General features: G+C 60.1%; 14 protein-coding genes. 3 read left to right on the top strand and 11 right to left on the bottom strand.

Annotated elements, in window-relative coordinates; all coding sequences use genetic code 11:
- Positions 1-74 precede the first annotated feature (74 nt).
- The 3 genes from ssnA to I6L44_RS06675 all read right to left on the bottom strand — a co-directional run bounded on the left by ssnA (position 75) and on the right by I6L44_RS06675 (position 5,413).
- Positions 75-1,403, bottom strand: coding sequence for a putative aminohydrolase SsnA (gene ssnA / locus I6L44_RS06665; RefSeq protein WP_216953629.1), 1,329 nt, complete (start codon positions 1,401-1,403; stop codon positions 75-77).
- A 30-nt stretch (positions 1,404-1,433) separates the two neighbouring features.
- Positions 1,434-4,544, bottom strand: coding sequence for a putative selenate reductase subunit YgfK (gene ygfK / locus I6L44_RS06670; RefSeq protein WP_216953630.1), 3,111 nt, complete (start codon positions 4,542-4,544; stop codon positions 1,434-1,436).
- Between the two features lie 332 nt (positions 4,545-4,876).
- A complete protein-coding gene (locus I6L44_RS06675; RefSeq protein ID WP_216953631.1) occupies positions 4,877-5,413 on the bottom strand; it encodes an NTP transferase domain-containing protein in 537 nt (178 codons plus the stop codon).
- A 100-nt stretch (positions 5,414-5,513) separates the two neighbouring features.
- Here I6L44_RS06675 and yqeC point away from each other — a divergent pair, with 100 nt between their 5' ends.
- Both yqeC and yqeB read left to right on the top strand, forming a co-directional pair.
- A complete protein-coding gene (gene yqeC, locus I6L44_RS06680) occupies positions 5,514-6,362 on the top strand; it encodes a selenium cofactor biosynthesis protein YqeC (RefSeq protein WP_216953632.1) in 849 nt (282 codons plus the stop codon).
- Positions 6,363-6,389: 27 nt separating this feature from the next.
- Entirely contained in the window at positions 6,390-7,982 is a 1,593-nt protein-coding gene (gene yqeB / locus I6L44_RS06685) for a selenium-dependent molybdenum cofactor biosynthesis protein YqeB (RefSeq protein ID WP_216953633.1), read from the top strand.
- Between the two features lie 119 nt (positions 7,983-8,101).
- Here yqeB and I6L44_RS06690 read toward each other — a convergent pair whose 3' ends face one another.
- The 7 genes from I6L44_RS06690 to ygeW form a co-directional block, all read right to left on the bottom strand.
- Positions 8,102-9,187 carry a calcium/sodium antiporter gene (locus I6L44_RS06690; RefSeq protein WP_005360785.1) on the bottom strand — a complete coding sequence of 362 codons (1,086 nt, stop codon included), beginning with the start codon at positions 9,185-9,187 and terminating at the stop codon, positions 8,102-8,104.
- A 160-nt stretch (positions 9,188-9,347) separates the two neighbouring features.
- The gene (locus I6L44_RS06695) at positions 9,348-10,271 is read right to left on the bottom strand and encodes a DMT family transporter (RefSeq protein WP_216953634.1); all 924 of its coding nucleotides are present in this window, start codon (positions 10,269-10,271) and stop codon (positions 9,348-9,350) included.
- 182 nt (positions 10,272-10,453) lie between these two features.
- The gene (gene arcC / locus I6L44_RS06700; RefSeq protein ID WP_216953635.1) at positions 10,454-11,386 is read right to left on the bottom strand and encodes a carbamate kinase; all 933 of its coding nucleotides are present in this window, start codon (positions 11,384-11,386) and stop codon (positions 10,454-10,456) included.
- A gap of 95 nt (positions 11,387-11,481) precedes the next feature.
- Entirely contained in the window at positions 11,482-12,906 is a 1,425-nt protein-coding gene (hydA, locus tag I6L44_RS06705) for a dihydropyrimidinase (RefSeq protein ID WP_216953636.1), read from the bottom strand.
- Between the two features lie 117 nt (positions 12,907-13,023).
- Positions 13,024-14,241, bottom strand: coding sequence for a YgeY family selenium metabolism-linked hydrolase (locus I6L44_RS06710; protein ID WP_216953637.1), 1,218 nt, complete (start codon positions 14,239-14,241; stop codon positions 13,024-13,026).
- 139 nt (positions 14,242-14,380) lie between these two features.
- Positions 14,381-15,580, bottom strand: coding sequence for a diaminopropionate ammonia-lyase (gene dpaL, locus I6L44_RS06715; RefSeq protein ID WP_216953638.1), 1,200 nt, complete (start codon positions 15,578-15,580; stop codon positions 14,381-14,383).
- 137 nt (positions 15,581-15,717) lie between these two features.
- Positions 15,718-16,905, bottom strand: coding sequence for a knotted carbamoyltransferase YgeW (gene ygeW, locus I6L44_RS06720; protein ID WP_005336811.1), 1,188 nt, complete (start codon positions 16,903-16,905; stop codon positions 15,718-15,720).
- A 613-nt stretch (positions 16,906-17,518) separates the two neighbouring features.
- On the opposite strand from ygeW, the gene I6L44_RS06725 reads away from it, so the two are divergent.
- Entirely contained in the window at positions 17,519-18,112 is a 594-nt protein-coding gene (locus I6L44_RS06725) for a hypothetical protein (RefSeq protein WP_216953639.1), read from the top strand.
- 41 nt (positions 18,113-18,153) lie between these two features.
- Here I6L44_RS06725 and I6L44_RS06730 read toward each other — a convergent pair whose 3' ends face one another.
- On the bottom strand, positions 18,154-19,158 hold the full coding sequence (locus tag I6L44_RS06730) for a Wadjet anti-phage system protein JetD domain-containing protein (RefSeq protein ID WP_216953640.1): 1,005 nt from the start codon (positions 19,156-19,158) through the stop codon (positions 18,154-18,156).
- Positions 19,159-19,238: the final 80 nt, after the last annotated feature.

Raw genomic sequence — 19,238 nt, forward strand, 5'->3', positions numbered from 1 at the left:
TCCTTACTCTTGCAGCCCGCCGCCGGGGAGATCCACAGGGCGGGCAATCCGGTCCAAAACTGTGGAGGGTGGCCCTAGGCCAGCTGATCCATCCGTTGCCACAGGCGGCTCGCCACCTTGCTGGCCTGCTGATAAATGGGCTCGACGTCAAAGGCGAACTCGCGATCCTGATAGACCATGCGTCCCTCGACCATCACGCTGTTGACCGAGGATGAGCCCATACCGAAGGCGAGATGGCCGCCGAGGTTGCGCGGCGCCAGCGGGGTCGGTGCGGCGTAGTCGCAGATGGTGAGGTCGGCCTTGTAACCCGGCTCCAGGCGGCCAAATTTGGCGCCGAAGTTGCGCTCCAGCAGGGTATTGCCGTTCCAGAGGAACCGGGCAAAGCTGTCGGGCCAGAGCGCTCCGCCGGCATCCTTGTGTTTGAAGTAGGCGAACTTGAGCTCTTCGAGCATGTCGGAGCCGATACCATCGGTGCCAAGCGCCAGATTGCGATACTCCGGCAGGTGCATGTTGTAGCCCACATGGTTGTTCATGTTGGAGCGGGCGTTGTGCACCAGGAAGGCATCGCGGCTGTTGAGCAGCTCGATGTCAGCCGGGCTCAGGTAGATGCCGTGGGCGATCAGGGTCTTGCTGTCGACAAGGCCAAACTCGTCCAGCCGGGCGATGGGCTCCTTGCCATAGTGGTGGTGACCGTGGGCCATATCGTAGCGGTCTTCCGCCACATGGATATGCAGACCACGACCGGTGACCTGTACCGCTTCGCGCAGCATGGCCAGCCCCTCGTCGGGTACGGTGAAGGGGGCGTGAGCGCCGATATGGGCCTCCACCAGATAGGGTTCGCTCCCCTTGGCCTTGGCGGCATCAATGGCCTGCGCAAATAGGATGTTCTCCTCCACCCCAGCCTGCAGCTCGGCGAGGCCGCCGTTGCGATCCGTGGTCTCGAAGCAGGTCATGCCGCGCAGGCCCGCCTCCATAAACCCTTTGCGCAGCACATTCAGGGAGCCCTTGATGAAGTTGGGCGAAGCGTGGTGGTCGATCACCGCGCTGCAACCGCTCTTGATCGCCTCCAGCGAGCAGATGAGACCGCTGTAGTAGAGGGACTCCTCATCGAGCGCCCGATCGAGCCGCCACCAGAGGTTTTTCAGGGTGGAGATAAAGTCCGGGCAGGGGGCAATGTTGGCCATGATCCCCCGCGACAGGCCTGAGTAGAAGTGGTTGTGGGCACAGACGATGCCCGGCATCACCAGCTTGCCGCCCATCTCCCGATAGTTGGCCTCCGGGTAGAGGGCCCGCAGATTGGGCCCCACCGCTTTGATAAGGGTGCCTTCGATGGCGATATCCACCCCTTCCAGCACCCGGGTCGGCTCCAGCTGGACAGCGGTGACGTTTTTCAGAATAAACATGGTGTGCTCCTTCGCTTATTCGTGGTTCGCTCAGGCCTCGACGGCCCCCAGCAGGTAGTGGTGATGAGCATGGACATGGCTGATGATCCGGCACATATCGCCAAGGGCCGCTGGCGCATCCTTGATCCGGCTCTGGGCGTCTATGGTCAGGCGATAGGTCTCGCCACCCTGACGCACCCGCAGTTCGCCACCATCCGCCAGATAGAAACCGGGGTTGCGGCTGTTGTCGAAGTCCTCGGGCAGGCTGAAGATGGTGACCTTGTCCTGATAGGGCTTGCCCTGCCACGGGCAGAACTGGGCGCAGTTGCCACATTCGTTGCAGTAGGCATCCAGGTGCAGGGTCTGGAACTGATCCTTGAAGCCCGGCACCGCAATGGCGACGTTGGCCCGGTTGGGGCAGACATCCACGCACTTGCTGCAGAGGTAGTTGCACTCGAGGCAACGGTGCGCCTCTTGCGCCACGAAGGCATCCCGCTCATTCTTGTCGACCATAGTGACGGCGATGCTCCCCTTGCGACGGTAGATCTCATCCTTGCCCGACGGCTGGATGGTCACTTCACTCTGCTGGCTGGCGATATGCTCGCGAGAGAGCACCAGATCCGCGGCGCGGCGGGCACCACCGATGGCACCGACGATGGAGGACGGGCCGCTCTGCACGTCACCGATAAGGAAGACGTTGCGACGGCTGGTTTCGCCGGTCTGGCTGTCCACCTCGGGCCAGCCATCGCTGCCCAAGGGAATGCCCATCGCTTTGAGCACCTCGCAGTCAGGCTGCTCGCCGATGGCGGTGATCAGCGCATCCATCTGCATCACTTCGGTCTGCTCGGTGGGCACCGGACGGCGGCGGCCCTGCTCGTCAGGTTCCCCCAACGCCATCATCCGCACGGTGAGCTTGCCATCTTTGTCAAAGCGCTCCGGATTGGTGAGGAAGCAGAAACGCACCCCATCCTCCACCGCTTCCAGATACTCCTCGCGATAGGCGGGCATCTCTTTCTCGCTGCGACGGTAGATAACGGTCACATCGCTGACACCCGGCACCTTGAGGGCAGCGCGGGCGCAGTCCATGGCGGTGTTACCGGCGCCGATCACCGCCACATGGCGGCCGAGCGGCAGCGGTTTGCCCTGATTGAAGCTGCGCAGGAAGTGGAAGGATTTGTAAATCCGCTCGTGTCCCCCTTCGAGACGCATGCCGCCATTCTTGTCGGCGCCGATGCCGACGAAGACATAGGTAAAGCCCTGGGCGTGCAGCTTGTCGACGGTGAGTGCCGGATCGCAGCCAAACTCGAACTTGACCCCGTGGGCGGCGACAAAGTCGATGTCATGCTGGATAAGCTCGGCCGGAATGCGGAACTCGGGGATGATGTGCTTGACCACGCCACCGGCATCGGCTTCACGCTCGAACACGGTGACCGGGTGACCGGCGCGGGCCAGGAAGTAACCAGCGGAGAGACCGGCGGGGCCGGCGCCAATGACCGCTACCGGGTGCTTGTCACCACTGCCTGCCGGTTTGTGCCAGCGAGCCTTGTACCCTTCCCAGCCGCGCTCCAGCGCCACCTTTTTCAGCTCGCGGATGTTGAGCGCGCTGTCGTAGTCGAGACGGGTGCAGTTGTACTGGCACTGGTGATCGCAGATATGGCCGGTGATGGCGGGCAAGGCGTTGCGCTGATAAATCAGCTCAAGGGCTGCCACATACTGCCCCTCGCCCATCAGGCGAATGTACTCGGGGATATCCTGATGCACGGCGCAGGCGGTGACGCAGGGCGCTACGTAGCAGTCGGTCAGCGGCAGGCCGCCACCCACTTCGATGCGATCGTCGGACTTCCACTCCTTCTGGGTGTAATCCATGGTGAGGGCCTTAGCGGCAAGCGCTTCCAGCTTGGCCACATCCACCTGACTCATGCCCCAGCTGTCGGAGGCGTCGATCTCTTTGAGACACTCGATCTGGCGCAGGTAACCACCCGGTTTCAGCAGATCAGTGGCCATGGTGATGGGACGAATACCGGTCTCGAAGATCTCGGCGATATTGAACTTGCTGGCACCACCGGAGTAGGAGATGGGCAGCTTGCCATCGAAGGCGCGGGACAGCACAGCGGCCACGTTGATGGAGAGGGGGAACAACGCACGGCCGGACATATACATCTCATCCCCCGGCAGCGCCCCTTTGCGGTTGATGGTGCCAAGGGTGTTGGTCAGCTTGACCCCGAAGGTGAGCCCCTTCTCGGCCCCCAGCGCCATCAATCGGGTCAGCATTGCCTTGGCCTGATCCAGCTTGAGGTCGTGATCGAACGACGCTTCGCTCAGACCAATGTAATCAAAGCCGCAGGTATCGAGGATCTCGCGCACCCGCGGGTAGCCTAGCAGGGTCGGGTTCAGTTTGACGAAGGTGTTGAGCCCCTTCTCTTCCAGCATGTAGCGGCAGATGGCCTCAATTTCGTTGGGCGGGCAGCCGTGCATGGTAGAGAGGGTAACGCCGTGCACCAGATTGGCCGGGATACGATCTACCAGCTGTTGCAGGCGATCGCGGCGCGCCCCCAGTCCCAGCTCGGCGATAAACTGCTCATCGGCCACCAGCTCACGTACCACCTGCTGGTATTCGGCAAATTTCGGATTGCTGCTGGCATCCATCAGGCTGTGGATGAACTGCTGCATCGGTGGCTGTTTGATGCCATCGAGGTTGTAACCCACGCTCATGTTGAAAATGAAAGACTTGGCCTCCCCCTCAAGACGCGGATCGAACACCTCCTCCAGCAGATAGAGGGCAAACCAGGCCTTCAGATACTCGTCAAACGCCTTGGGCAAGGTGAACTCGGTAGACCACTCGGTGTTGAAGCACTCGTCTTCGGCATCGATGCAGGGCTTTTCCAGTTCGAGACGGTCCAGGATCTGCACCGTCTTGAGCTCGATAAAGCGCCCGCCGGTCAGCCAGGAGGTGACGATGTTCTGGGCCAACTGGGTATGGGGGCCGGCTGCCGGGCCAATGGGGGTCTCGCAGGTTTCACCGAACACCTTGATCTTGCGCTCGTCCTGCTTGCGATAGAATTGCGCGGCGGGAATACCGAAAATGCTCTGACTCTCTTTATATTCCGCAAAAATACGGGTCAGAAGGTTCTTGAAGGGAACGGGTCGCATAATATCGCCCATGGCTATCTCCTTGCAGCTGTTCTGCCCATTGGCAGCATGAATAAATGGGGTATCCCGCACGGGCATTCCCCCTTGGCAAGGAGAGGAGCAACTATCAGGCCACTCCATCGGCAAAACTATTTTTTACGGTAAAAGCGTGAGGCAGCTCCAATTAATGGAGAGAATTTACGATGCCACCATTATGGGTATTGCGAGTAGTTATCAATCACTCTGAAATTTACTTAATGAGCAGTTCAAAAAGAACTCACCCTATCAGATCAAGTGCGAGAAATATCACTTTGATACGCCATTTATCTCCCCGTTATCTTTTTAAAACAGGGTTATTTCGTGGGCTAACTCTCATTTTCAAGAATGCCACCCAGCAGCGCCTGATAGCGCTCCGGGGTATCCACATCAAACAGGATGGAGGGGCTGTCGACGGGCACCATACGGTGCGGATGCCTTTGCAACCAGCGCCGTACCGACGACTGCACCGGGGCCGCTGCCAACTCGCGGGCAAGGGATTTGGGCAGCAACACCGGATGGCCCGCCTCCCCCAGCCAGGTGGGAAAGAGTATCTCACAGCCCCGTGCCTGCCAGAGCTGTTGATAGACATCGCGCGGGATACAGGGGAGATCCCCGTGGCTGATAAAGAGGTAGTCAGCATTGCTGGCCGCCAGAGCGCAGCGGATGGAGCTGCCCAGCCCCTGCCGATAGTCGGGATTGTGGACGACAACAATATCCGGCCGTGATCCGTAGCGGGCTTGAAGCTCCTCGCCACGATGGCCCACCACCAGAATAACCCGCTGACAAAAAGCCAGGGCATTTTTGAGACTTGCATCAAGCATTGTCCCCTGGCAATAAGGTAGCATCATTTTCCAAGTACCCATTCGGGAAGATAAACCCGCCGCCGTTATTATACAGTCACACTGCTCTTGTTCCTGGCAACGTTGTTTCCCACTCCCTTCGATATTTATTTTGGTCGTCATTATGTCGCACCCACACGTTGTTGCTGTCGCATTTCCAGATATAGATCCGCTATTAAACTCGCTCACCAAAAATATTGATAGCCATACCACCTTAATTAGCCTCTGCGGGGCCGGTGGAAAAACCAGCACCCTCTTCTGGCTGGCGGAGTATTTTTATCAACAGGGTAAAAGGGTGCTAATTACCACCACCACCCGGATGTTTCTGCCTGCCCCGTCACACTATCGGGAATTGATTATCGAGACGGATCCCGTTCGTCAACTTACCCGCTGTCAGACGCTACCGGATGGCCCGGCGCTGGTTGCCCTGTTCAGCCATCTCGACGAGCGCACCGGAAAGGTGGCGGGCCCCACGCCCCAGCAGATTGATCTCATCAAGGGGCAGCAGCGCTTCGATCTGATCCTGGTCGAAGCGGATGGCGCCCATCACAAGTTATTGAAAGTGCCCGCTTTGCACGAACCTTGCATTCCTCAGCACAGTGATTGGGTGATCGCCCTGACGGGCGGCGCCATGGTGGGGGCCAAGGCCGACCCGCAGCAGATCCACCGCTGGGCAGAGCTTCAGGCCCTGTGCGGGATAGAGGCTGGTGACCCCCTCGACTGGGTTCTGTTTCACCAGCTGCTCTCCCACCCCGAGGGGCTGTTCAAGGGCACCCCGGCCAGAGCGCGCCGGATCTGGTTTATCAATGGGGATTATCAAAATGAGGCGTCGTGGCTCGATGAATTGATAAAGCTGCATACCCGCCACCCCGAGCTCCACACCATCTGGCAGGGGGCGGTTCGCGAACCACAACCCATTCGCCTCGCACTCGGTTACTTCGCTCAGGATGAGGCACAGCCGCCTCGCCCATGATGGTTTAAGGATAAGAAGAGGTACCTTATGAATCTGTTTACACACGCAGCCCGACTGGAACAGGAGAACACGCCGTTTGCCATGGCCCAGATCATCGAGAGCCGTGGCTCCACCCCCCGCCATCAGGCCCAGATGCTGGTAATGGCCGATGGCCAGATCCTCGGCACCATAGGCGGCGGCATGATCGAGCGGCTGGTGATCGAGGAAGCGATGACCGCCATTGCCGAGCGCAAGCCGCGCATCTTCCATGGCCGGATGGCCCGTAACGGTGAACATGCGGTAGGGTCAGACTGTGGTGGCGCCATGTCGGTCTATATCGATGTCTATGGCCTGCGGCCACGGCTGGTGCTCATTGGTGCCGGTCACGTCAACCGGGCGCTGGCCCATGCCGCCGCGCCGCTGGGTTTTGATATCCATGTGGGCGACTGCTTTGAAGGGAGCCTCAATCCCGATCACTTCCCCACCGGCACTCACCTCAAACAGGCCGATACCATCAGCGCGGTGATCGAGACGCTGGCCATCGAGCCCGCCAACTTCGTCATCATCGCCACCAACCATCAGGACAAGGAGGCGCTGGAGCGGCTCATCAATCGCCCCCTCGCCTATCTGGGGCTGCTCGCTAGCAAGCGCAAGGTGCAGACCTTCACCCAGGCGCTGCGCCAGCAAGGGGTGAGCCAGGAGCAACTGCAGCAACTGCACGCCCCCATCGGCTACAACATCGGCGCCGAGACCCCCGAGGAGATCGCCATCAGCATTCTCGCCGAGTTGTTGCAGGTGAAAAACGGCAAGGCAGGCGGTCTGATGCAGGATGATGTGCGCCTCAAGCGGGATCAGCTGGTGGTGATGCGCGGCTCCGGCGATATCGCCACCGGGGTGGCGCTGCGCCTGCACAATGCCGGCTTCAAGGTGGTGATGCTGGATCTCGACAAGCCCACGGTGATCCGCCGCACCGTCGCCTTCGCTCAGGGGATGTTCGACGGCGAAACAAGGGTCGAGGGAGTGCGTGCCAAGCGGGTCGAGAACGTCGAACAGGCGTTCGAGCAGCTGGATCGGGGCGTCATTCCGCTGCTGGTTGACCCTGACTGTGCCACCCTCGCCGAGCTCAAACCCCGCTATCTGGTGGATGCCATCCTCGCCAAGCAGAATCTCGGCACCCACAAGGAGATGGCCCCCATTACGGTAGCCCTTGGCCCGGGGTTTGAGGCGGGGCGCGACTGCGATGCGGTCATTGAGACCAACCGCGGCCACCATCTGGGCCGGGTCATCTATCAGGGCCCCGCCCAGCCCAATACCGGCATTCCCGGGGTGATCGAGGGGCACTCCGCCCGCCGGGTGGTGCGCGCCCCCGTCGCCGGAGTGATGAAGAGCATTATCAAGCTCGGTGATCTGGTGCAGGAGGGGGATGTGATCGCCCATGTGGGGGACGCCCCCATTATCGCGCCCCTCTCCGGCATGGTGCGGGGGCTGCTCAGCGATGGCATCGAGGTGACCGTCGGCTTCAAGATCGGTGACATCGACCCCAGAGGCGAGCGGGCCGATGCTACCACGGTATCGGACAAGGCACGCGCCATCGGCGGCGCCGTGCTGGAAGCCATGATGCATCTGGCCCAGCGCCGATAACGGCTCTTCGCGTCCCTCTTCAGCACCAAGTTCAGCACCAAGCAAAAGCCCCACCATGATGGTGGGGCTTTTTTCCGCCTGTCGGTTGATGCAGCTCCTTTACATCAGGGGAACCTGCATCACGACCGGGTTCGTTGCAATCGCCAGGCTCGCACCGCCAGCACAACCAGAGTGATGGCGGTGAGCGGCAATACAAAACCGGTTAGCGCTGCGCTGAACTGACCTTGCAGCGGACTGGATGTAGCGTGGAGGATCAGCCAGCAGGTGTAGCCGATGTAGTAGGCCAGAAACAGCGCCCCTTCCCAGCGGGCGATGGTGTAACCGGTAAAGAAGATGGGCAGGCAGGCAAGCGCCACCGCAATCATTACCGGAATATCGAACTGAAGGGCGGTGGCCGACACTTCAAGCCCACCGGGAGTGACGATGGAGGTGAGCCCCAGCACGCAGAGGATATTGAAGATATTGCTGCCCACCACGTTCCCCACAGCGATATCCCGCTCCCCGCGCAGGGCTGCGACGATGGAGGTCACCACTTCGGGCAAGGAGGTACCGGCCGCCACTATGGTCAAGCCGATGATCAGATCGCTCACCCCGAAGTAGTGGGCAATCTCAACCGCACTGCCAACCAGCAGGCGGGAGCCGAGGATCAGCAGACCCAGACCTGCGGCAATAAAGAGCAGATTGCGCAACCAGTTGCCCGCCGTACTCGCTTCACGGGTACCAAACTCCTGCTCATACTCCGCCTGCACCGCTTTGTTTTCCCGTCGACTCTGGACAAAGAGAAACCCGGTGTAGGCGATGATGCCGGCAAACAGCAGCGCCCCTTCCAGTGGTGCAATACGGCCATCGTAGCCCAGCAACAACACTAGAAAAGAGACCACTATCATCAAGGGAACGTCGAGACGTACCAGTTGCTGGGAGACGGTCAACGGTACGATCAGTGCCGAAATACCTAAAATAAACAGCACGTTGAAAATATTGCTGCCGACCACGTTTCCCACTGCGATCCCTGCCTGCCCCTCGAGGCCAGACTGGATGCTCACAGCCAGCTCGGGAGCACTGGTCCCAAAGGCCACTATGGTCAATCCCACCACCAGTGGCGATATCCCCATCATGGTGGCGAGGCGAGATGCGCCCCGCACCAGAGATTCGGCCCCCACAACCAGACACACCAGGCCTACAGCCAACCACACCAGCGTCATCATACGGTCTCATCCTTGCCGTTAGGTTCGTTGAAATAATCACAATAAATCAGATACCTGTGCTCCAGCACAGTCAGACCACGCCATTGTAACTAGGGGCTGGTCCCCTGTCGCGGGCTCTTTTGAGTGCCGTTTATCGTAGCACTGGCAGCTCAGTCACCACTCAACCGTGCTTGATACGGGTTTCCCCCGCCACCGACACCACAGAGCGCTTGCCCTTGCGGCTGATGACGAGAAGCGCCAGCACGATAAGGGCGATGCCGCTCCCCTCCACCGGCCCCGGATTTTCGCCCAGCAGCCACCAGGAGAGCAGCACGCCGCTCACCGGCACCGCCAGGGTACTGAGACTGGCGATACCCGCCGGCAGTTTTTTCAACACAAACAGCCAGAGACTCCAGGCAATGGCGGTGGCAAAAATAGCGCTATAGGCCAGCGCCCCCATCACGTAGGGCTGCCAGTCGATGGGGCGCTCCGGCACCAGCGCGGCCACCAGCGTCATCACCAGGGTGGCGTAGATCATCTGCCAGGTGGTGAGGGACATCAGATCCACCCCAGGATGGCGGGCATACATCCGTTTGGCGATGATGGCGCTGATCCCCCAGCAGATGCCGGACGCAATCCCCAGCAGCGCACTCTTCATGGAATCGAGATGCAACTGCCAGGGCTCGATCACCAGCAGCAGGCCGCAGGCGGCCACCCCGACCGCCAGATAATGTAGCTTGCGCATCCGCTCGCCGAGAAAGAGCGCCGCGAAGATCACCACCCAGAACGGCATGGTGTAGCTCAGAATAGCCACCTTGCCCGCCCCGCCGCTGATCAGCGCCCACTGGGCCAACCCCACCATGCCGCAGGTCTGGAACAGGGCGATGGCGAGGGTATAGCGAAACGGGGTAGGTTTGAGATAACGCCGCCCGCGCAGGGCCAGTACCAGCAGCAGAACCAGAGACCCGCACAGGCAGCGCAGGGCGGTGAACTCGAAGGCCCCCGCGTAGAGCATCACCTGCTTCATCACGATCCAGCTGTAACTCCAGATGGCGGTGAGCAGGATCAATCCCACCAGCGCCGCCATGTTCAACTTGCTATTCATTATGCTGCCTTGTTGCTGCGGTCGATACGTCCGCCATTCGGGGCGCCATCTTACACCTCTGCCGCCCCCCTGCCCACCGTGGATAAGAGCTGGCCGGCCCATGCTTCCCCTCTGCCAATCCCTGACACCGGCCAACAGAAAGGGGGCCTTGGGCCCCCTGTTTGCAACCATCAAAGACGAGGCTACAAGCTGATCAGGGTGCCGGTCTTGCCGGCAATGCCGTCCGCCGCCTTCTCCAGCAGGGTGATGAGGGATTTGCGCCCCGGCAGGGATGTCGCAAACGAGAGCGCCGCCTCCACCTTGGGCAACATGGATCCCTTGGCAAACTGCCCCTGTGCGATAAAGCTGTTGGCATCGGCCACGCTCAGGGTATCGAGCCACTGCACCTCGGGCTTGCCGAAGTTGATGGCTACTTTTTCTACCGCCGTGAGGATGATCAGCATGTCGGCGTCGATAAGCTCCGCCAGCTTGGCACTGGCCCAATCCTTGTCGATCACTGCGCTGGCGCCGCGCAGGTGATTGCCCTCGCGCAGCACCGGAATGCCGCCGCCCCCGACGGTGATCACCACCTGACCGGCAGCCAGCATGGCAGAGACGGTCTCTTTCTCGATGATGTCGACGGGTTTGGGGGATGCCACTACCCGGCGATAGCCGCGACCGGCATCCTCTTTGAGCCGCTCCCCCTTGGCCATCAATGCTTCGGCCTCCTCCTTGCTGAAGAAACCGCCGATGGGTTTGCTCGGGTCGAGGAAGGCGGGATCGTTTTTATCCACCTCCACCTGGGTCACCAAAGTGGCAACCGGCTTGTGAATACCACGCGCCAGCAAGGCCTCGCGCAGGGCGTTTTGCAGGTCATAACCGATATAACCCTGACTCAGGGCCACGCAGACCGACATGGGCAGATGGGGCGCCTTGGAGTCATGACGGGCCGCCACCTCGAACGCCTGCTGGATCATTCCCACCTGCGGGCCGTTGCCGTGGGTCACCACCACCTCGTGCCCCTGGGCGATCAGGTCGGCAATGGTGCCCGCCGTGCTCTGCACCGCTTTCATCTGCTCGGGCAGGTTGTTGCCCAGCGCATTGCCGCCAAGGGCCAGTACGATTCTCTGTTTCATCTTGTTATCTCCAGTGATGGGACAAGCCGGCGCGATACCGGCCCACCTTTCGTTGTTCACATAACCTTGCTGCTCTGCGTGTTTCGAACGGATTGTCAGCCTGCCACCGCGGGGCAAGGCCAGTGCAGATCCGGCGCCAAGGCCGGGTCAAAGGGCGCTCTGGCCAGAAAGCGGCCGTGACCACGGCGCCCCAGAAACTCGCCATCGCGGGCCACTATCTCGCCGCGACTCAGGGTCAGCCTGATCCGGCCGGGGCAATGCATCCCCTCGTAGGGGCTGTAGTCGCCGTTGTCGTGCAACTGTTGATGGGAAATCAGGGTGTCACCACGGGGATCCATGATCACCAGATCGGCGTCAGCCCCCGGTTGCAGGTTGCCCTTGCGCGGCCAGAGGCCAAACAGGCGCGCCGGGTTGGCGCTGGTGAGAGCTACAAAGCGTGATGGCGAGATGCGCCCCCCCAGCACCCCGTGGGCAAACAGCAGCAGCATCCGGTTTTCGACCCCAGGCAAGCCGTTGGGGCAGCGGCTGAAATCGCCACCTGACAAGGTCATGCGCTGGGCGTGGGAGAAGTTGCAGTGATCGGTCGCCACCGTGTCGATGTCACCAGCTGCGATGCCGACCCACAGCTTGTCCTGCTCACAGCGCGAGCGCAGCGGCGGGCTCAGCAGGAAGTCGACCCCGTTCTCCTTGTAATAACACTGCTCATCGAGCAGCAGATATTGCGGGCAGGTCTCTACCCAGACCGGCTGGCCCTGACGGCGCGCCAGTTTCAGATACTCCAGCCCCAAGCCGTTGGAGAGATGGACGATATAGAGCGGCGCATTGCCCGCGAGCCCCGCCAGATTGATCATCCGGGCGATGGCCTCCGCCTCGCACTGCAGCGGGCGGCTTTGCGGGTGATACCAGGGCTCACAATGGCCGGCGGCCAGCAGAGCAGCCCGGCGCGCCGCAATGGCGGCGTCGTTCTCGGGGTGAACGGTGGCAAGCGCCCCCACCTCTTTGAGGCGGGCCAGGGCGCGCAGCACGTCGTGGTCCCCCAGCTTGTACTGGTAGGTAAGATAGAGCTTGAAGCTGCTGATCCCCTCCTCCTGCACCATGGTGGCCATCTCGTGGAGGATGGCGTCATCCACATGCTGGATCACGCCGTGAAAGCTGTAGTCGATCACCGCCTGATCGACGGCGTAATCGTGATAGCGGGCCAGCTGGTGATGCAGGTTGCACCCCGCCGGGCCAAATCCCATGTGATCGACGATGGTGGTGGTGCCACCACAGGCGGCGGCACGGGTACCGCTGAAAAAGTCATCGCAACTGCGGGCAATCCCGGCATCAATGTTGAAGTGGGTGTGGACATCGATACCGCCCGGCATCACGTAGCAGCCGCTGGCATCGATCACGTCGGTCTCGCCATCGGGCTGGATATCGGCGGCGCGCTCAAGGATCACCCCGTTCTCGATCAGCAGATCCTGACGATATTCACCCTGCGCATCGACCAGCACACCGTGTTTGATCAGCCGTTTCATCCTCACCACCTCGCACATCAGCTCGCGTCAAACAGCAAGGCCCCGCCTGCGAAAGACGGGGCACTGGCCACACAGCAACAGCCGGGCGGTGATGAGAGTCACCGCCCGGCAGTCCCCTTACTTGTCCAGCTCGGCCAGATAGAGCATGGGGATCACCGCGTACATGGCGGCGCACTTGACCAGATGCTCCTTCCAGGTTTTCTCGTTCGGGGCGTGGGCCTCCGGCTCTTTGCCCGGGCCAAAGCCGATGACCGGGATGCCGTGACGACCCATGATGGAGACCCCGTTGGTCGAGAAGGTCCACTTGTCCACCACCGGCGCCTTGTTGAACAGCTGGGTGTACGCCTTGGAGAGGGTTTTGACCGTGATGTGATCCTCTTCCACCTTCCAGGTCGGGAAGTAGCACTCGGTCGGGTAGACCAGACCGGTATAGGCCGGACGGTCGTACTGGTACATGGAGACCTCGGCACCGGCGGCTTTCACCGCAGGCAGCGCGCGGATCTCGTCGAGCGCACCTTGCCAGGTCTCGCCCCAGGTGAGGCGGCGGTCGATGGAGACGGCGCAGCTATCCGCTACGGCGCAGCGGCTTGGTGAAGTGAAGAAGATCTCGGAGACGGTCAGGGTGCCCTTGCCGAGGAAGTCGTCATGACCGAGGTTGTGGCTGAGCTCCTGCAATTCGCCCAAGATCGGGCCCATCTTGAAGATGGCGTTGTCACCGCGCTCCGGCGCAGAGCCGTGGCAGCTCACCCCCTGCACTTCCACACGGATCTCCATGCGACCACGCTGGCCACGGTAGATCTGGCAGTCGGTGGGTTCGGTACTGACCACGAACTCGGGGCGGATCTTGCTCTGCTCGATGATGTACTGCCAGCAGAGGCCATCGCAGTCCTCCTCCTGCACGGTACCGGTCACCAGCAGGGTGTACTGATCTTCCAACCCCAGATCCTTGATGATCTTGCCCGCGTAGACCATGGAGGCCATGCCCCCTTCCTGATCGGAGGCGCCGCGGCCACCGATGATCTCGTGATCTTCCATCCCCTCATAGGGGTCAAAGGTCCAGTTGGCGCGGTTGCCGACACCGACGGTATCGATGTGGGCATCCATGGCGATCAGGTGCGGGCCGTGGCCGATATAACCCAGCACGTTACCCATGGGGTCAATCTCGACCTTGTCGAAACCAACCTTCTCCATCTCCTGCTTGATGCGCAGCACGACGCGCTCTTCATCGCAGCTCTCGCTCGGGATGGCGATCATATCGCGCAGGAACTGACTCATCTCGGCCTTGTACTGGTAGGCCTTCTCCAACACCATTTCAAACGGAATTTGCTTGCTCATTGTGATTCTCCATAACAACTGAGAGTGCGCGGCCTGTTCGTCGGCAGCGCCCTGTGCCCGTTACCGCACCCCGTTGGCGAGGCGCGATCAATGCTTCAATTCGTGTCTCTGCTCTCGCAGGGATTACTCACAGCCGGGGTTAATCGCAGGCAGGATGCTTGCCTTCCCACACCACTTCCCGGTAGTGGGTCACATCGGTGTCCCCTTCGGTGTTGATGATCAGCACCACGGAGTCGCGACTTAGCCCGAGGCGCGCCATCAGCGCCGCGCGATCCGGGTGGTGACGTACTGCCGCCAGCACGCCGGTACCGACCGAGCCGGATTCGCCGGAGATGATGCGCGGATCATTGCCAAGGGGGTTGCCGAGCACTCTCATGCCCAATGCCGACACCTTGTCGTGACAGGAGATGAACTGGGTGGTGCAGCTTCTGAGCAGCGGCCAGCCGAGCGGATTGGGTTCACCGCAGGCGAGACCGGCCATGATGGTGCGCATGTCGCCCCCCACGTTGACCATCTCCCCCGCCACGCCGGAGCGGTAGATGCAGTCGGCCTGATCCGGTTCGACCACGATACTGTGCAGGTTTTTCGCCCCGAAGCAGTCCACCAGATAACCGAGCACACCGCCCGCCAGCGCACCAACGCCAGCCTGCAGCAACACGTGGGTCGGCTGCTTGATGCCCATGGCCTGCATCTGCTCGACCGCTTCGTCGGCCAGGGTGGAGTAACCCTGCATGATCCAGGTCGGGATCTTGGTGTAGCCCTCCCAGGCGGTGTCCTGCACTATGTGCCAGCCGCGCTCTTCGGCCATCTTCATGGTTAGGCGCACGGTGTCGTCATAGTTCATGTCGGTGACGATGCACTCGGCACCGAGATTGAGGATGTGGTCAACCCGCTCCTGGGCCGAGCCCTTGGGCATGTAGACCACCGCATGCTGACCCACCTGTTTGGCGGCCCAGGCAACGCCACGACCGTGGTTGCCATCTGTGGTGGTGGCGAATGTCATCGGCTCCTTGATGGTGCGTTTGATGAGATCGAAGGAGAAATCCTCGATGGCCACCCCGTACTTTTCACAGAGCAGGTTGGCGATGGCATAAACGCCACCCAGCATCTTGAAGGCGTTGAGGCCAAAGCGCTTTGACTCGTCCTTGACCAATATATTTTTCACCCCGATATAGGCGGCCAGATCTTTCAGGTCGCACAATGGGGTCGGTTCATAACCGGCCAGTTTTTTATGAAAAGCGCGAGCCTTTTGTGCTTCGGCGCGCGAAAACAGCGGAGATGGCTCGGCGGTAAAAAAGCGGTTATCGGCAATATCCATCTTCAGCGAAAATTGGGACATGCTTACCTCACTAGGCGTTACCTGACAAAGAGCTGCCTCGCCGGGAGATCCGTTATTCAGATACCACGGGGAGAAAACTCGAAATAATGGATTCGACAGCGTGGGCAGGATGAATATTCACCCTGCCCTACCGTTATTTATTTCACCCGCTTTTGCGCCTCTTTAATCAGATTTTCCAAGGTTTCTGCCGGGGCGGAAAATTTACGGGCCATGATCATGGCGGCGATAATATAGGGCTTCCAGCTCGCCTCTTTGTAAGTGGCGATACGGTATTTCTCGAATACCCCTTCGGTCACTTCGCCCTCTTTGCAGGAGACGCCGGAAATATCGGCCGGCAGGCAGTGCATATAGAGCGCCTCGCCCCCCTTGGTGAGCTTCATCATCTCCTCAGTGCAGTGCCAATCCTTGTGCTTGGCGTTCTGCTCAAGGCAGTGTTTCTCCAGCTCTTTGAGGCCGGCGTGATCATTGGCGCGCAGCAACTCGGTGCGCTGCTCCATCACCTTGTAGGGGGCCCAGGACTTGGGATAGACGATATCCGCATCCTTGAAAGCCTCTTCCATGGAGGTGACCTGACGGAAGCTGCCGCCGGAGGCCTTGGCGTTCTCTTTGGCCACTTCGATCACGTCCGGGATCAGGTCATACCCTTCCGGGTGGGCCAGGGTCACGTCCATACCGAAACGGGTCATCAGACCAATGATGCCCTGGGGCACGGAGAGCGGCTTGCCGTAGCTGGGGGAGTAGGCCCAGGTCATCGCAATCTTCTTGCCCTTGAGGCTCTCCAGACTACCGAAGTGCTCCTGTAACCAGGCGAGATCAGCCATCGACTGGGTCGGGTGATCAATGTCGCACTGCAGGTTGACCAGCGCCGGACGCTGGGGCAGCACTCCCTTCTCGAACCCTTCATCCAGTGCGGCGCCCACTTCGCGCATATAGGCGTTGCCGGCACCGAGGAACATGTCGTCACGGATCCCGATGGCATCGGCGCAGAAGGAGATCATGTTGGCGGTTTCACGGACGGTTTCGCCGTGAGCGATCTGGGATTTGCCCTCATCCAGATCCTGCTGGGCCAGACCGAGCAGGTTCAATGCAGAGGCATAAGAGAAGCGGGTTCGGGTGGAGTTATCGCGGAAAACCGAGATACCGAGCCCGCTGTTAAACAGTTTGGTGCAGATATTTTCGGCGCGCAGGGTCTTGAGTGATTCGGCCAGTTTCAATACCAGCTCCAGCTCCTGAGGCGTTTGCTCCCAGGTCAGCAGAAAATCTTTTTCATGCAGGTTGGATTTGAGTGCCCTGATCTCTTTGATTAATTCGTTAACTGCTTTCATCGTTCGCCCCAATCATTGGATGAGATATGGATAGCTCCCCTTTCACTCACGATGTCACCAGCATCCCGGTTGTGGGTGAGCGCGTCGGTTAGCGTCGATATGAGGCAATCAATAACCGTGCCAAACCAATAAAATGCAGGCAGATATTAATAAATGGCGAAAGTGTGTGATGCCACCCACAAAATCAGCGGCTATTTAAGCGGTTTATTCAATAAAAAGGTGAGCGGATCAGCCAAGCCATAAAATAGCCGAGTGATAATAATCAGAGGTGATATCTCGCCATCGGTGAGAATTATCATCAAAGGTCAGTTTCAAGGGCTGAAATGATATCAGCGGGGCTGTCGTTATCATTATGATAATGCCCGCAACACCTTTTCTCTTGGAATGATCTCTCCAGCGTTGACACTGCTGCTATCTCGTCTCCCCTGCACTCCCCGCTCGTATCGCCTCTCGCCTTATCTTCCGGCCACATCGCTGGGCGCGGTTGTTGGCCCAAGGTGCTAACGTGAATACGCCAACTGCGCATATGTCTCGGATGCTCAGGAGAGGCCGACGTTCACGACCGCAACTGCGCGGATGAACCTGCATGACTTACATCTTTGAGGGATTATCTATGTCCAGGAATGCTGCACTGCTCATCACCCTGACCCTGCTCGGTATCACCCCTGCCCACGCCATCAGTGCCAAATATGCCGAGCAACTGGAGCGATCCGGCTGCACCCAGGTCACCGAGGCGCAAGGCTGTGACATTCACAAAACCAAAGCGGAAAATGCCAAGGCGGGATTTGGCACGGCCGCCCCGGCCACGGAGGGCGGTCTGAATCTGAGCTATGAGCAGAAGCTGGAGCGCTCAGGCTGCACTCAGGTGAGCGAGCTCAATGGCTGCGATATCAACAAAACCAAGGCTGAGAACGCGGCAGCCGGTGTTGGCAATACTCCGGCCGCGGCAACCAGCGACAGCCCCTATGCGGGCAACTGGATCGCCACCTTCCCCCAAACCGGCGCCATCGTGGCCAATATCCGCATCGATGGCAAGGATCAGGTGTGGGTCAACGACAAGAAGGTCAATGCCAAGAAATCCGATGGCGCGCTAGTGTTCAAGGATGGCATGGTCATCTACACCATTCAGGGTGATCGCCGCATCAAGGGTGAAGACGGCTGGGTCGATAATGATGCCGGCACCAAGGGGCCCATCAACGCCAAGTAAACAGCTGACCACGAAATGACGGGGAGCGCGGGCTCCCCGTTTCACACCTGATTGCCCATCGCGTCCAATGACCAGCTCCGCCAGTGAGGGGCCAGAATCAATACCTCCTGCTCCAGCCAAGTCCCGTCTGTGATCAGTTTCTCGAGCCAGGGAACGTCTGCCGGCGAGCCATGATCATCGACCTGATCAGCCTGCGTCGTCACACGCCAGGGCACCTTGCCACTGTCCGTCGCAAAGGTGCGTACCGGACGGGCATAGTGATCCAGATAAGGTTGCAGCTCACAGGGAAGCCAGAGCATGGCCGGTCGATTTAGCTCGCGCGCCAGCTCGATGGCAATATCGATACCCCGTTGATCGAGATCGCCAAAATGGGCCCACTGCACGCCCGCAGGCAGCAGCGGGATCAGCTGTTTGGCCAGGGTGGTATTGCGACCGGGGGCAAAGAGCAGCAGTTGCCCGGGTTGCAGCGGGTAGTCGACAAAGGCCCCCTTGTTCTCCACCGTAATGACCCGATCCCCTTGCCAGCCGATGGCCGCCAGCGTGCCCAGAGTCCGCTCCGGCAACGCTAATTCCCCCAGCAGCGCCATCATTGCCGTCATATCGTGCTGCTGACCCTGCCGATCGACCAGTGAGAGCGGTTCGAGGGTTCGGATGCGGATCACCTCATCCTGCGTGAGCGACAAGTTCGCAAGCTGTGGCGCTGCAAGGGTTGCTGACCGCGAATGCTTGCTGTCCCCATGCCAGAGGGCATAAAAGCAGGCCTGATTGAGCCGTGCAGGTAAACTCACTCCCATTCGTTGCAGCTGCTCCCCCTTGTCCGGTTCGGGGGGAACTACCTGCGCCAGCTGTCTGATCAGATAAGCCCGTCCCGCCTCGGTTAATACATGACGAGCGCTTCGCCCAAAAGGTCTTAACCCACAATTCGTCTGCAACAACTCTTTCAACTTGCGGCCATGCCGACTCTCAAGGGTGCATCCCTTCTCGTTCTGGCTATCGAGCAACCGTGCACACAAATCCTGTACCCGCACCTCATCAAACAGCGACATCCTCACCTCTCCATGTGGCTTCACATGACGAAGTAGAGGTGATTTTCCCTGTCATTACCGTGACCGGCTTCGCAAGCGGT

The sequence above is a fragment of the Aeromonas sp. FDAARGOS 1414 genome (assembly GCF_019047065.1).
In the GTDB taxonomy this organism is placed as follows: Bacteria; Pseudomonadota; Gammaproteobacteria; order Enterobacterales; family Aeromonadaceae; genus Aeromonas; species Aeromonas veronii_A.

Coding starts and splice junctions, on each gene's coding strand:
- yqeB (WP_216953633.1), top strand. CDS start 6,390: ATGAATCTGTTTACACACGCAGCCCGACTGGAACAGGAGAACACGCCG.
- I6L44_RS06690 (WP_005360785.1), bottom strand. CDS start 9,187: ATGATGACGCTGGTGTGGTTGGCTGTAGGCCTGGTGTGTCTGGTTGTG.
- ygfK (WP_216953630.1), bottom strand. CDS start 4,544: ATGGGCGATATTATGCGACCCGTTCCCTTCAAGAACCTTCTGACCCGT.
- I6L44_RS06725 (WP_216953639.1), top strand. CDS start 17,519: ATGTCCAGGAATGCTGCACTGCTCATCACCCTGACCCTGCTCGGTATC.
- I6L44_RS06730 (WP_216953640.1), bottom strand. CDS start 19,158: ATGTCGCTGTTTGATGAGGTGCGGGTACAGGATTTGTGTGCACGGTTG.
- dpaL (WP_216953638.1), bottom strand. CDS start 15,580: ATGTCCCAATTTTCGCTGAAGATGGATATTGCCGATAACCGCTTTTTT.
- I6L44_RS06710 (WP_216953637.1), bottom strand. CDS start 14,241: ATGAGCAAGCAAATTCCGTTTGAAATGGTGTTGGAGAAGGCCTACCAG.
- arcC (WP_216953635.1), bottom strand. CDS start 11,386: ATGAAACAGAGAATCGTACTGGCCCTTGGCGGCAATGCGCTGGGCAAC.
- yqeC (WP_216953632.1), top strand. CDS start 5,514: ATGTCGCACCCACACGTTGTTGCTGTCGCATTTCCAGATATAGATCCG.
- ssnA (WP_216953629.1), bottom strand. CDS start 1,403: ATGTTTATTCTGAAAAACGTCACCGCTGTCCAGCTGGAGCCGACCCGG.
- hydA (WP_216953636.1), bottom strand. CDS start 12,906: ATGAAACGGCTGATCAAACACGGTGTGCTGGTCGATGCGCAGGGTGAA.
- ygeW (WP_005336811.1), bottom strand. CDS start 16,905: ATGAAAGCAGTTAACGAATTAATCAAAGAGATCAGGGCACTCAAATCC.
- I6L44_RS06675 (WP_216953631.1), bottom strand. CDS start 5,413: ATGGGTACTTGGAAAATGATGCTACCTTATTGCCAGGGGACAATGCTT.
- I6L44_RS06695 (WP_216953634.1), bottom strand. CDS start 10,271: ATGAATAGCAAGTTGAACATGGCGGCGCTGGTGGGATTGATCCTGCTC.